13 protein-coding genes are annotated in these 12,386 nt (G+C 66.8%); 8 read left to right on the top strand and 5 right to left on the bottom strand.

Features of this window, described 5'->3' with window-relative positions; all coding sequences use genetic code 11:
* Positions 1-20: 20 nt before the first annotated feature.
* On the bottom strand, positions 21-587 hold the full coding sequence (locus BM382_RS05290; RefSeq protein ID WP_011060939.1) for a GNAT family N-acetyltransferase: 567 nt from the start codon (positions 585-587) through the stop codon (positions 21-23).
* A gap of 275 nt (positions 588-862) precedes the next feature.
* On the opposite strand from BM382_RS05290, the gene BM382_RS05285 reads away from it, so the two are divergent.
* Both BM382_RS05285 and BM382_RS05280 read left to right on the top strand, forming a co-directional pair.
* Positions 863-2,551, top strand: coding sequence for a hypothetical protein (locus tag BM382_RS05285; protein WP_072442178.1), 1,689 nt, complete (start codon positions 863-865; stop codon positions 2,549-2,551).
* 2 nt (positions 2,552-2,553) lie between these two features.
* Positions 2,554-2,904 (top strand): hypothetical protein, encoded by a 351-nt coding sequence (locus tag BM382_RS05280; protein WP_011060941.1) that lies wholly within the window; start codon positions 2,554-2,556, stop codon positions 2,902-2,904.
* On the opposite strand, the gene BM382_RS05275 is transcribed toward BM382_RS05280, so the two are convergent.
* The gene (locus tag BM382_RS05275; protein WP_011060942.1) at positions 2,882-3,799 is read right to left on the bottom strand and encodes a LysR family transcriptional regulator; all 918 of its coding nucleotides are present in this window, start codon (positions 3,797-3,799) and stop codon (positions 2,882-2,884) included. The two genes, BM382_RS05280 and BM382_RS05275, sit on opposite strands and share 23 nt — an antisense overlap.
* Positions 3,800-3,941: 142 nt before the next feature.
* On the opposite strand from BM382_RS05275, the gene BM382_RS05270 reads away from it, so the two are divergent.
* From BM382_RS05270 to BM382_RS05245, 6 genes are all read left to right on the top strand, one after another.
* The gene (locus tag BM382_RS05270) at positions 3,942-4,769 is read left to right on the top strand and encodes an HTD2 family dehydratase (protein ID WP_072442445.1); all 828 of its coding nucleotides are present in this window, start codon (positions 3,942-3,944) and stop codon (positions 4,767-4,769) included.
* 34 nt (positions 4,770-4,803) lie between these two features.
* Entirely contained in the window at positions 4,804-5,967 is a 1,164-nt protein-coding gene (locus BM382_RS05265; RefSeq protein WP_072442177.1) for an acyl-CoA dehydrogenase family protein, read from the top strand.
* Positions 5,968-5,976: 9 nt separating this feature from the next.
* A complete protein-coding gene (locus tag BM382_RS05260) occupies positions 5,977-7,326 on the top strand; it encodes an MmgE/PrpD family protein (RefSeq protein ID WP_072442174.1) in 1,350 nt (449 codons plus the stop codon).
* A 35-nt stretch (positions 7,327-7,361) separates the two neighbouring features.
* Positions 7,362-8,564 carry a CaiB/BaiF CoA transferase family protein gene (locus tag BM382_RS05255; RefSeq protein WP_170866314.1) on the top strand — a complete coding sequence of 401 codons (1,203 nt, stop codon included), beginning with the start codon at positions 7,362-7,364 and terminating at the stop codon, positions 8,562-8,564.
* Between the two features lie 256 nt (positions 8,565-8,820).
* Positions 8,821-9,633 carry an HpcH/HpaI aldolase/citrate lyase family protein gene (locus tag BM382_RS05250; protein ID WP_011060947.1) on the top strand — a complete coding sequence of 271 codons (813 nt, stop codon included), beginning with the start codon at positions 8,821-8,823 and terminating at the stop codon, positions 9,631-9,633.
* 97 nt (positions 9,634-9,730) lie between these two features.
* Entirely contained in the window at positions 9,731-10,162 is a 432-nt protein-coding gene (locus BM382_RS05245; protein ID WP_072442170.1) for an HD domain-containing protein, read from the top strand.
* Positions 10,163-10,190: 28 nt separating this feature from the next.
* Here the strand turns inward: BM382_RS05245 and BM382_RS05240 are convergent, their stop codons facing one another.
* The 3 genes from BM382_RS05240 to BM382_RS05230 all read right to left on the bottom strand — a co-directional run bounded on the left by BM382_RS05240 (position 10,191) and on the right by BM382_RS05230 (position 12,328).
* On the bottom strand, positions 10,191-10,382 hold the full coding sequence (locus tag BM382_RS05240) for a tautomerase family protein (protein ID WP_011060949.1): 192 nt from the start codon (positions 10,380-10,382) through the stop codon (positions 10,191-10,193).
* Positions 10,383-10,471: 89 nt separating this feature from the next.
* Positions 10,472-10,801 carry a hypothetical protein gene (locus tag BM382_RS05235; protein WP_011060950.1) on the bottom strand — a complete coding sequence of 110 codons (330 nt, stop codon included), beginning with the start codon at positions 10,799-10,801 and terminating at the stop codon, positions 10,472-10,474.
* A gap of 63 nt (positions 10,802-10,864) precedes the next feature.
* Complete coding sequence (locus BM382_RS05230; RefSeq protein ID WP_072442168.1) at positions 10,865-12,328, bottom strand: amidase; 1,464 nt, start codon at positions 12,326-12,328, stop codon at positions 10,865-10,867.
* Positions 12,329-12,386: the final 58 nt, after the last annotated feature.

Below are 12,386 nucleotides of genomic sequence, written 5' to 3'. Positions count from 1 at the left end.
AGGCGCGGAGCGCTCTGGCGTTACAGCGCCAGGCTGTGGATCACCTGGGTGGCGTCATCGGGGTCGATGGCGCTGCGCATGCCCAGCTGTTTTGCCAGGCGGCGCATGCTGTAGTTGGCGGCGGAATCCACCGAGTACATCTGCTGGAAACCGTTGTTGCGGGCTTCGTCGATCAGGTGCTGCATCAATAGCGCGCCGAGGCCCTTGCCTTGCCACTCATCGGCGATGGTCACGGCGAACTCGCAATGCGAGGGCTGCTCGTCGACCTGGGCGTAGCGGCTGATCCCCACTTCCCGCAGTTCGCCGTTGTCGTGGACCAGGGCCACATAAGCCACCCGCTGCGGCGTGCCGACATCCATCAGTTGATTGAGCAGTTGCTCGCCCACTTCCTTGATCTCACCGAGAAAGCGCTGGTGCCGGGTGGCCGGGGAGAGGTTTTCGATAAAGGCCTTTTCCCGCTCCCGGTCCTGGGGCCGCAGCGGGCGGATCAGCACATGGCTGCCATCGTTCAGGGCGTCGATCCAGTATTGGCCTTGCTGCGCCGGGAACGGCGGGTGGGCGAGGGTATCGAGAGCGGTGCTGGGCATGGTCAAGTCTCCGCGGAGCCAAAGGGCGGGCTGCGCACACAGCCCTGATTGGCTTCAGGTTTACTCCGCTGGCGAGGCGGGCACTTGATCGGCATCAATGTCTCTGCTTGCGCTGCCGGCCAGGGCGATCACCGGTCACGACCCGTTCAAGCCGCCACCGCTGCTGGCGTACAGGCATTTGGCTATTAATGCTAGCGCCTAATGTTCTTTTTCCTGGCGCGTTGCCGTGAGAGCGCTGATCTACGCTCTCGAACAGCCAAGGGAGGAGTCAGGATATGGAGCATCAACAAGACAAGAATCGTTTGCAGCGGCAGGTTTCCTACATTGCTATCAGTGTTGGTCTGGCGCTTCTGGGCGGCGTTTCGAACGCCGCCCCGGTGTCGATAACCGTATCGCCCGAGGTACCCGCCGATATACCCGGGGGGGCATCCCAGGCAACGTTGGCACAGGCTGCGGCCTTCGCCTGGCAGGAGTTCATCGCTCTCAACTGGCCGGCCCTGGGCGGGCAGCGCGATGTGCCCGATATCCGCCAGCCTTTCGGCAGCCAGGGCGTGCCTCTGGTGTGGCATACGTACCGAAGCAAGGTTGAGATCTTTCCGGGCAAGGGCAGTGCCAACGTCGGCCCCCCGGGCTACAAGCCTGATGGCGCTCCCAGTTATGGTTATGGCACTGCGCCAACCTATGACTACAGTTTTACCGTGCCTGCCTGCTCTGGCCAGATCGCACCCAAACTGCCGGCCTGGATCAACCTCGACGAAAGCACCCAGATCGGCCTCGACCAGATGTATGCCGGTGTTGTTCCGGCGACTCCCACCGGAGGCAATTCCAACCCCCAGCTGGTGCGCTTCCTGGCCAAGGCCAATCAGGTGCAATACACCTACGTCGCCGCCAACCAGTTCTGGTACGCCAACCCCGCGCTGGCACAAGCCGCGCGGAACTTCTTCAACGCGGTCAAGCAGACACCTCCGACTTTCCCCAGCGCACCGCGGGTCAACTTTCCCAACGGCACCATTGAGGTCAAGTCCGCCTGGCGCCAGCTGGGCCCCGGCGAGGACCCCTCGCGATTCCACAGGCAGACGGTGCGCTTCTACGAGCAACCACCGGGCAAGGGCACCTGCTATTTCGAGGCGCAATGGGCGATGGTGGCGTTGCACATCATCCAGAAGACCCCCACGGCCCCGAGTTTTATCTACGCGACCTTCGAACAGGCCGACAACATCCTGCTGCCCAGTGGCAAGCCGCTTGAGGATGAGAACGGCCGCATCATCAATCCAGCGCCGGGCCCCATGCCCACCAATCCCGGCCTGAGTTACCAGGACGACCCCAACAACCCTCAAGTCAAGGCCCTGGGGGCCTTCTGCAAGCCCGGCAAGCAACTGTATCTGCGCGAGATTGCCAAAGGCGGGACTCCGGCGGGCGGCCCGATCTGCATCAACCAGCGCTATGAGCCGATTGCGGCTGACGTGATTCAGGTCAATCAGGCGGCGCATCAGGCTATCCAGAGCTATAGCCAGGCCAAGAATGTCAAGAATTCGCCCTGGCAGTACTACAAGCTGGTCTCGGTCCAGGCCCAGCCGTTCGACACCACGCAGCTATCGAAAACCGATCCCAACCACTCTGCCGCGGTGTACTACCAGGCCAATATCATGGTTGAAACGGACTATACCCTGCAGCAATTCAGGGGCCGGATTGCTGCTAACGGTGCTCCGACTTCCTTCCAGGCCGCAGGTGCGCCACCCCCTCCGAACGTGTTTGCCCAATCCGCCGGTTCCGCCGCTGTGCATGGGGTAAACATGGGAGGCTGCATGGGTTGCCATGGCAATGCCCAGGTGGCCGGCTTCGATTTCAGTTTCATCCTCAAAGGCGGCAACGTTCGGTCTCCCGAGACGGCAGGGGCTGAGTCGGCGGCAGCGGCCAGCCAGCGTTATCTGCAATTGTTCACCCCATCTAGCACAGGGAAATAGTCATGGCACTCAACACCTTCAAGGATGTACAGAACCTGCTCGATGCCTTCGTTGCGCAGAACAACCTGCCGATCTCCGGAGCGCCTCACGGGGCCTTCTGGCAGACCTCCTACCAGTCGTTCGTGACCGGTAATGTGCCGGGTATCCAAAACCCGGAAACAGGGCAGGCGGTACCTATCCTGGTCAAAGGCGATGGCGCGCATTCCAACCTGATTTATGCCCTGAGCGGTACCCCGGGCACCCCCTGGGGGCCGGATGGGGATTTTGGCCAGATGCCCCCCGGCGGCCCCTTTCTGCCTCAGGCCCAGATCGACGAACTGAGTGCCTGGATCAGCCAGGGTTGCCCGCAATAGAAGGTTCCTGGCTGGCCGGCATCAGCGTCGCGATCAGCGCCCGCACGCTGCCGGGCAGGGCCTCCAGTTCGCGGACGATGATGCTGCGTTCGCGCACGGCCCAGCTTTCATCCAGCTTCACCGTCACCAGCTGCATGGTGCGGCTGTGCCGCAAGGCCGCGGACTCGGGAATGATGCCGATGCCGACCCCGGCTTCCACCATGCGGCAGATCGCTTCGAAGCTCGACACCTGGATGCGCAGCGAGAGTTGCTTGCCCAGGCGCTCCACATGCTCGCGCAGGAAGGTCAAGAGGGTGCTGCCTTCATGCAGGCCGATGTGCTGGTAGGCCAGGGTCTGTTCCAGGGTCACCGAAGCCTGCCCCGACAGCGGGTGGCCCACGGGCACCATCAGCACTAGATGGTCGGTGCTGAAGTGCAGCACCTGCAGGCCGCTGGCTTCCACCGGGCCGGCGATGATGCCCATGTCGCTGGTGCCGTCCAGCACACCGCGAACGATGTCCCGGGACAGGCGCTCCTGCAGGTCCACCGTGACTCCCGGGCGTACCGAGAGAAATTTCGCCAGCACTTCCGGCAAGAATTCGGTGACCGCCGTGGTGTTGGCGAAGATGCGGATGTGCCCGGAGGAATCACCGCCGTACTGGGTGAATTCGCTTTTCAGGTAATCCACCTGGCGCATGATCAGCCGCGCGTGCTGCAGCAGCCGTTCGCCGGCGGGGGTGACTTCCACGCCACGGCTGTCGCGGTACAGCAGGCGGGTTTCGAGCTGGCCTTCCAGGGCCTTGATCCGCGCGCTGGCGGCCGCTGGCGAGAGGAAGGCGCGGCGCGCGCCCTGGGTCAGGCTGGGGGATTCGGCAATATGGATAAACAGGCGCAGGTCCGCCAGATCGAAATGCATGTCCGGGCTCCTGAAGGCAGGGGTAGGGGGGAATGGCGTTCAGCATAAACGAACGCCGGTTTATAGAAATGCAAATTCTCCATACGCGGCAGCCCCTTGCATGATGGCCGCCATCACCTTCGTGCCACAGGACCCTGCCACCATGAGTGCCACCGACCCCAGCGCCTGGATCGGCCGCAGCCAGCGGATCGACGACCACCTCAGCCATAACCTGCTGGCCCGCATCGCCGCCACGTTCGGCCAGCCCGCCCCGGCCCCGGGCGAGGCCCTGCCGCCGTTGTGGCACTGGTGTTTCTTCCAGCAGCCACAGCCGGCCTCGGCCCTGGGCGGCGACGGGCATCCGGCGCGGGGCGGTTTCCTGCCGCCGGCGGCCAACCGCAACCGCATGTGGGCCGGTGGCCGCCTGGCGTTTCACCGGCCGCTGCGGGCCGGCGCCGAGGCCAGTTGCACCAGTACCATCCTCCAGGTCGAGGAAAAGGCCGGGCGCACCGGCAAGCTGCTGTTCGTCACCCTGTGCCACGAATATTTTCAGGACGGCCATCTGGCGCTGCGCGAAGAACAGGACATCGTCTACCGCGAAGCGTCCCCGCCGAAAATGAGCAGTGGCGAGCTGCTGCCCGAAGGCGACTGGCGCGAGCCGGTGGAGCCCACGCCGACCCTGCTGTTTCGCTACAGCGCGGTGACCTTCAACGGCCATCGCATCCACTACGACTATCCCTACGTCACCGCCACCGAGGGCTATTCGGGGCTGGTGGTGCACGGCCCGCTGATCGCCACCCTGAGCCTGGGGGCCTTCTGCCGGGCCCACCCCGAGGCGCGCCTGCGCCATTTCGCCTACCGCGGCCTGCGGCCCTTGATTGCCCCGCAGCCTTTCGAGGTCGGCGGGCGCATCAGCGCCCCTGGCCACGCCGAACTGTGGGCCGGCGACGGCTCCGGGCTGGCCCAGCGCGGCGAAGTGCAGTTCGACTGAATTCCAACAATAAGCAAAGGCGGAGTGCCGATTGATGACCCCCCATGACACTGAAGAACTCAATGCCATCCGTGAAGGCGTGCGTGCTCTGTGCGCCGAATTCGACGCCGCCTACTGGCGCGGCATCGATGAGCGCAAGGGCTTCCCGGAAGCCTTCGTCAAGGCCCTGACCGAGGCCGGCTGGCTGGCGGCGATGATCCCTGCCGAGTACGGCGGCTCCGGCCTGGGGCTGGCCGAAGCCTCGGTGATCCTCGAAGAGGTGAACCGCTGCGGCGGCAACTCCGGCACCGTGCACGGGCAGATGTACAACATGTTCACCCTGCTGCGCCACGGCAGCCAGGCGCAGAAGCGCTACTACCTGCCCAAGCTCGCCAGCGGCGAACTGCGCCTGCAATCGATGGGCGTCACCGAGCCCACCACCGGCACCGACACCACCAAGATCAAGACCACTGCCATCCGCCGCGGCGACAAGTACGTGATCAACGGGCAGAAGGTGTGGATCTCGCGCATTCAGCATTCCGACCTGATGATCCTGCTGGCCCGCACCACGCCACTGGCCGAGGTGCGCAAGAAGTCCGAAGGCATGTCGATCTTCCTGGTGGACCTGCGCCAGGCCATCGGCAACGGCCTGACCGTGCAGCCCATTGCCAACATGGTCAACCACGAGACCAACGAGCTGTTCTTCGACAACCTGGAGCTGCCCGCCGACAGCCTGATCGGCGAGGAGGGCAAGGGCTTCAAGTACATCCTCGACGGCCTCAACGCCGAGCGCACGCTGATCGCCGCCGAATGCATCGGCGATGGCCGCTGGTTCATCGACAAGGCCAGCGCCTATGCCCGCGACCGGGTGGTGTTCGGCCGGCCCATCGGCCAGAACCAGGGCGTGCAGTTCCCGATTGCCGAGGCCCATATCGAGATCGAGGCCGCCGACCTGATGCGCTGGCGCGCCTGCGAGGAATACGACAGCGGGCACAACGCCGGGGCCAGCGCCAACATGGCCAAGTACCTGGCGGCCAAGGCTTCCTGGGAGGCGGCCAACGCCTGCCTGCAGACCCACGGCGGCTTCGGCTTTGCCTGCGAGTACGACGTCGAGCGCAAATTCCGCGAGACCCGGCTGTACCAGGTGGCGCCGATCTCCACCAACCTGATCCTGTCCTACGTCGCCGAGCATTTGCTGGAGCTGCCCCGCAGCTTCTAAGGAGCCCCCATGAGCCATACCCACGATCTGGCCGGGTTCCTTGCCGGCCTGCGCTACGCCGACCTGCCGGAAAACGTCCTGCTGCGCACCCAAGAGCTGTTCCTCGACTGGCTGGGCTCGGCCCTGGCGGCCCAGGGCGCGCACCCGATCCCCTTGTTCGAGGCCTATGCCCGGCACATGGGCCCGGCCAGTGGCCCGGCGCGCATCCTGGTCAATGGGGCCGGCAGCTCGGCGTATTTCGCCGCCCTGGTCAACGCTGCCTCGTCGCACCTGGTGGAGCAGGACGACCTGCACAACAGCTCCGTACTGCACCCGGCCACCGTGGTGTTTCCGGCGGCGCTGGCGGCGGCCCAGGACCTGGGCAAGTCCGGCCGCGAGCTGCTGCTGGCGGCGGTGGCCGGTTATGAGGCGGGGATCCGCATCGGCGAATTCATGGGCCGTTCCCACTACCGGATCTTCCACACCACGGCCACCGTCGGCACCCTGGCCGCTGCGGTGGCGGTGGGCAAGCTGATGGAATTCGACAGCGAGCAGTTCATCAACCTGCTGGGCAGCGCCGGGACCCAGGCCGCCGGGCTCTGGGAGTTTCTGCGCGACGCCGCCGACTCCAAGCAATTGCACACCGCCAAGGCCGCGGCCGATGGCCTTTTGGCTGCCTACCTGACCCGGGACGGCCTGAGCGGTGCGCGCAATATCCTCGAAGGCGAGCAGGGCATGGCCGCCGGCATGTCCCGGGATGCCGAACCGGCACTGCTCAGTGCCCGCCTGGGCAGCCGCTGGGCGCTGCTGGAAACCTCGTTCAAGTTCCACGCCTCGTGCCGCCACACCCATCCCGCCGCCGATGCCTTGCTTGAGGTGATGCAGCGCGAAGGCCTGGAGCACGGGCAGATTGCCCGGGTGCTGACCCGGGTGCACCAGGGCGCCATCGATGTGCTGGGCCGGGTCCAGGTGCCGCAGACCGTGCACCAGGCCAAGTTCTCCATGGGCACCGTGCTCGGCCTGATCGCCGTGCACGGCAAGGCCGGGTTGCCGGAGTTCCAGCGCCATGGGCTGAACGACCCCCGGGTCGCGGCGTTTCGCGACAAGGTCGGCATGCAGCTGGACCCTGAAGTCGATGCGGCCTATCCAGCGCGCTGGCTGGGCCGGGTCGAGGTGCAGTGCGTGGACGGCCGCACCCTGCACGGCGCCATCGATGAGCCCAAGGGTGACCCGGGCAATGGCCTGTCCCGGGCCGAGCTGGAAGACAAGTTCCAGCGCCTGCTGCAGTTCTCCGGCGCCCGCACCCCGGAGCAGGGCAATGCCTTGATCCGCCGGGTCTGGGCCCTGCGGGACGCTGCCGACCTCAACTCACTGCTCTGAATGCCCGACATCGAACAGGGCGAGGACCGAACATGATTGACAACACAGCACAGCCACGGCCCCTGGACGGCATCACCGTGGTCAGCCTGGAGCACGCCATTGCCGCGCCGTTCTGCACCCGCCAGTTGGCGGACCTGGGCGCCCGGGTGATCAAGGTCGAGCGCCCCGGCAGCGGCGATTTCGCCCGGGGCTACGACCAGCGGGTCAAGGGCCTGGCCTCGCACTTCGTGTGGACCAACCGCTCCAAGGAAAGCCTGAGCCTGGACCTCAAGCAGCCCGAAGCCGAGGGCCTGCTGGACAGCCTGCTGGCCGGGGCCGACGTGCTGGTGCAGAACCTGGCACCGGGGGCGGCGGCGCGCATGGGGCTGTCGTTCGAGGCGCTGCATGAGCGCTTTCCACGGCTGATCGTCTGCGATATTTCCGGCTACGGCGAAGGCGGCCCCTATGAGCGGAAAAAGGCCTACGACCTGCTGATCCAGAGCGAAGGCGGCTTTGTATCGGTGACCGGCGGCCCCGAACCGGAGCAGATGGCCAAGGCCGGTTGCTCGATCGCCGACATTGCCGCCGGCATGTACGCCTACAGCGGCATTCTTTCGGCCTTGCTGCTGCGTGGGCGCACCGGCCTGGGCAGCCGTATCGACATCAGCATGCTGGAAAGCCTGGTGGAGTGGATGGGCTACCCCCTGTACTACGCCTTCGAAGGCGCCGAACCGCCACCCCGGGCCGGCGCGGCCCATTCCACCATCTACCCCTACGGGCCGTTTCCCGCGGGTGACGGCGGCACGGTGATGCTCGGCCTGCAGAACGAACGGGAATGGGCGGCCTTCTGCGACAAGGTGCTGGAGCTGCCCGAACTGGCCACGGACGAGCGCTTTGGCGCCAACTTCAAGCGTTCGGCCAACCGCGAGGCGCTGCGCCAGATCATCGTCGAGCGCTTTGCCCGGCTCAGCGTCGCCCAGGTGATCGAACGGCTGGAGCAGGCGCAGATCGCCAACGCCCGGGTCAACGACATGCAGGGCGTGTGGCAGCACCCGCAACTGGCGGCCCGGGACGCCTGGCGCCAGGTGGACAGCCCGGCGGGCCGCCTGCCGGCGCTGTTGCCACCGGCGCGCAACAGCGCCTATGCGCCGCGCATGGACGCAGTCCCGGCGCTGGGCCAGCACAGCGCAGCGATACTCGCCGAGCTGGGCCTGAGCCCGCAAGGCATCGAGCAACTGCAGGCCCGTGGAGTCATCTGAACCCCAACCTCGCCGTAGGAGCCGGCTTGCCAGCGTAGAGGCCGCGAGATCGCCTTCGCCGGCAAGCCGGCTCCTACGGAGGGCAGGACACACCAGGCTCTTAGCGTAGGAACTGGCTTGCCAGCGAAGGGGCCCCTGAGATCGCCTTCGCCGGCAAGCCGGCTCCTACGGAGGGCAGGGCAACACCAGGCTCTTGCCGTAGGGGCCGGGCAGCAAGCCTGGCCGCCATTGGTCTTCCAATAACAAGGATCCGAACATGTCCAATCCCATTGTCCGCTCCGCGCTGTTCGTCCCCGGCAGCCGCCCCGAGCGTTTCGCCAAGGCCCTGGCCTGTGGCGCCGATGCGGTGATCGTCGATTTCGAGGACGCCGTCGAGGAACCCCTCAAGGTGCAGGCGCGAGAGCACCTGGGGCGCTTCCTGCTGGCGCAGCCCCAGGTGCGGGCCTGGGTACGAATCAACGCACCCGAGCACCCCCAGCACCTGGCCGACCTGGCGTTCTGCCAGGCCCATGCCGGTGTGGTGGGCATTCTCCTGCCGAAAGTCGAGAGCGCAGCCCAAGTGGCGCGGGTGGCCGCCAGCGGCCGCCTGGTCTGGCCGATCATCGAAAGTGCCCGGGGCTTGCTGGCCCTGGGCGAGATCGCCAGCGCCCCCGGGGTCCAGCGCCTGTCGTTCGGCGGCCTGGACCTGGCCCTGGACCTCAACCTCAGCAGCGGCTCGGCGGCGGCCCAGTTCGCCCTGGACCAGGCGCGACTGGCGCTGATCCTGCACTCCCGGGCGGCGGGGCTGCAGGCGCCGCTGGACGGGGTGTTTCCCGGCATTGCCGACAGCCAGGGCCTGGCCGCCTCGGTCCGCCACGCCTACGCCATGGGCTTTGCCGGTGCGCTGTGCATCCACCCGGCCCAGGTGCCGGTGATCCACCAGGCCCTGGCGCCCAGCGCCGAGGAATTGGCCTGGGCCCAACGGGTGGTGGAAGGCGGGCGCGAGGGTGCCGGGGCCTACCAGGTGGATGGGCAGATGGTCGATGCCCCGGTGCTGCTGCGGGCCCAGCGCTTGCTGGCGATGGCCTGACCCTGCGCCCGGGCCGCGGCGCAGGTAGAATGGCGCGGTCTTTTTATCGAGATGGCACCATGCACGGCTCAGCCCCATACACCTGCGGTAGCGTCCGATGAGCAGCCTGGAGCGGGCCATCGCGCTGGCCGCCCAGGCCCATGCCGGGCAAGTCGACAAGGGCGGCGCGCCCTACATCCTGCATCCCTTGCGCGTGATGCTGCGCCTGACACACCCCGAGGCGCGGATTGTCGCGGTGCTGCACGATGTCCTGGAAGACTGCCCCATCACCCCGGAGCAATTGCGGGGCGAGGGCTTCGGCGAAGAGGTGCTGGCGGCGCTGCTGGCGCTGACCAAGGTTGCAGGCGAGGACTACCCGGCGTTCATTCGCCGCGCAGGCACGAACCCCCTGGCGCGGCAAGTGAAGCTGGCGGATCTGGCGGAAAACAGCGACCTGTCGCGCATCCCCGAACCGGGTGCCGAAGACCTGCGGCGCCTGGAGAAGTACCGCCAGGCCACGGACTACCTGAACTCACTGGCGCGCGACTGAGTTCGTGATACCTGCGCCCAGCAGCGGCTCAGGCTTGGTCGTCGTCGCTGAGCTCGCCGGCAAACCCCCAATCGCTGCCGTCGATTTCCTGGATCACGATGTGGGTATGCTCGGGCTTCTTGCCCAGTACCCGCACCAGGGATTCGGTGAATTCCTTGACCAGTTGGGCCTTCTGCTGGCGCGTGGCGCCCTTGGTGATCTGCAGGTTGATATAGGGCATGGATCGACACTCCAGGTGATGGCGCATGGACGGGCGGCAGGGCAGCCTACGACAGCCGCTGCCTTCCTGCCAGCAGGGGCCTTGGTGCGTCAGTTGCTGTAGCTGGACAGCGCCACTTCGGCGGTGCGTGCCGGTGGCTTGCGCCCACGGGTGCGCCAGTGCTCGATCAGCGCCCGGCCATGGGCCAGGCCGGCCTGCAGCGCGGCTTCAGTGCTGGCGTAGTCGTTGCCGTAGGGCGGGCAGGCGAAGTGCACGGAAAAGCACGGGTGCTGGCCGTGGCCGGTGAGGCGGCCGACGTAGCTGTAGCTGGAACCGGACTGATGGGGATCAAGGCTGGGAGAGCTCGGTTCACGAATGATCATCACGTAGATGTCGTGGTCGAATTGGGTGTCTTGATACCAACTGCTTGAAGAATCCATGGTCCACCTCCTTGTCCGTTAGCCTTCGCCGTGGCCGGCGTCGGCATTGTGTTCTGTGCGGGTCTAGCGGTTTGCGGGTGACGCCTGGGGGGCGTCGCGCAGCCCGGCGGGGTGGCGGAACACCCCCTCGGGCAGCCGTTTTTCCAGGGCCCGTGCGGCCCTCAGTACCAGGGCGTCGCGGCCGAAGCGGGCGACGATCTGCAGGCCGATGGGCAGGCCCGCCTCGCTCAGGGCGCAAGGCAGGCTCAACGCTGGCTGGCGGCTGAAATTGAACGGGAAGGTGGTGGGCTGCCACATGGCGCTGATCTGTTCCGGCCAGTCCGGCGGCAGCAGGCGTTCCACGGCGAAGGGTTCGACCACCGCGGCAGGGGTCAGCAGCAGGTCGTACTCACCCAGGAAAGCGTGAAGCTTGTGCGCCACCTGATGGCGCTCCTCCACCGCACAGGCGTAGTCCAGGGCATTGAGCTGGCGCGCGCGGACCTGGGCCTGCTGGAGAAAGTCCCCCACCAGATGGCGGTCCTCGGCGGGTATTTCCTGGGCCACGGCGCAGGCCACTTCCACCGGCCAGGCCCGCAGGTAGTTCGGCGCCGGGTTGCCGATGTCCGGCGAGGCCAGGACCAGGGTGGCGCCGGCTTCCTGCAACAGCCTGGCAGCGTTCAGGCAGGCTGCGGCGATCTGCGGGTCGACATGGGCGGCGTAGCCCAGGTCGGCGCTGAAGGCGATGCGCAGGCCGGCGACGCCGTCCTCGATGGTACTGAGGAAATCCCTGGGCCCATGGGGCCAGGCAAAGGGCTCGCCGGGCTCGTGCACGGCCATGAGCTCCATCAACAGGGCAATGTCGCGCACGTGGCGGGCAATCGGCCCTTCGGCGGCCATGCCGCCCGGGTCGATGCTCGGGCAGGCGGACACCAGGCCATGGCTGGGCTTGAACCCGACCACGCCGCAAAAGCTCGACGGGGTACGGATCGAACCGGCGGCATCGTTGCCTGTCGCGGCCGGGGCATAACCGGCTGCGACCCCCGCAGTACTGCCGCCACTGCTGCCACCGGCATGCAGGGCCAGGTTCCACGGGTTGCGGGTGATGCCGGTCAACGGGCTGTCGGTCAGGGGCGTGCTGCCCAGTTCCGGCAGGGTGGTCTTGGCGATGAAGATCGCCCCGGCTTCACGCAGGCGTGCCACCAGGCTGGAGTCCCGGGTCATGGCCGGGCGGTTGGCCAGGGCCCGGGAACCACTGCGGGTCTGCCAGCCCTGTACGTCGTTGTTGTCCTTGACCAGGATCGGAATGCCATCCAGCCGGCCCATGGGTTGCCCGGCGGCCCAGCGCGCGGTGGACGCCTGGGCAGCGCGCAGCGCAGCCGGGTCCTGGCGTTCGCAGAGGGCGTTGAGCTGTGGCTCGTGGCGCTCGATCTGCGCCAGCACGGCCTGCAGCACGTCCACCGGGGTGAACTGCAAGGTGGCGAAACCCTGCAGCAGCGCCTCGATCGACAGGTGCGGCAGGGCCGCTTGGCTGGAAGTGGGCAACGACATATTCGGCTCTTCGTTCAAGCACGCCGGGCGCGGGCTGCGCCACGGCGTGGAAAGGCGG

The organism is Pseudomonas sp. NFPP25, from assembly GCF_900116505.1.
Lineage (GTDB): Bacteria > Pseudomonadota > Gammaproteobacteria > Pseudomonadales > Pseudomonadaceae > Aquipseudomonas > Aquipseudomonas protegens.
This window is presented reverse-complemented; position numbering and strand designations above follow the sequence as displayed.

Bases quoted from the DNA above. Each gene is read 5' to 3' on its own strand.
- BM382_RS05265 (WP_072442177.1), top strand. From the start codon at position 4,804: ATGACCCCCCATGACACTGAAGAACTCAATGCCATCCGTGAAGGCGTG.
- BM382_RS05250 (WP_011060947.1), top strand. From the start codon at position 8,821: ATGTCCAATCCCATTGTCCGCTCCGCGCTGTTCGTCCCCGGCAGCCGC.
- BM382_RS05275 (WP_011060942.1), bottom strand. From the start codon at position 3,799: ATGCATTTCGATCTGGCGGACCTGCGCCTGTTTATCCATATTGCCGAA.
- BM382_RS05260 (WP_072442174.1), top strand. From the start codon at position 5,977: ATGAGCCATACCCACGATCTGGCCGGGTTCCTTGCCGGCCTGCGCTAC.
- BM382_RS05230 (WP_072442168.1), bottom strand. From the start codon at position 12,328: ATGTCGTTGCCCACTTCCAGCCAAGCGGCCCTGCCGCACCTGTCGATC.
- BM382_RS05270 (WP_072442445.1), top strand. From the start codon at position 3,942: ATGAGTGCCACCGACCCCAGCGCCTGGATCGGCCGCAGCCAGCGGATC.
- BM382_RS05245 (WP_072442170.1), top strand. From the start codon at position 9,731: ATGAGCAGCCTGGAGCGGGCCATCGCGCTGGCCGCCCAGGCCCATGCC.
- BM382_RS05290 (WP_011060939.1), bottom strand. From the start codon at position 587: ATGCCCAGCACCGCTCTCGATACCCTCGCCCACCCGCCGTTCCCGGCG.
- BM382_RS05280 (WP_011060941.1), top strand. From the start codon at position 2,554: ATGGCACTCAACACCTTCAAGGATGTACAGAACCTGCTCGATGCCTTC.
- BM382_RS05285 (WP_072442178.1), top strand. From the start codon at position 863: ATGGAGCATCAACAAGACAAGAATCGTTTGCAGCGGCAGGTTTCCTAC.
- BM382_RS05235 (WP_011060950.1), bottom strand. From the start codon at position 10,801: ATGGATTCTTCAAGCAGTTGGTATCAAGACACCCAATTCGACCACGAC.
- BM382_RS05240 (WP_011060949.1), bottom strand. From the start codon at position 10,382: ATGCCCTATATCAACCTGCAGATCACCAAGGGCGCCACGCGCCAGCAG.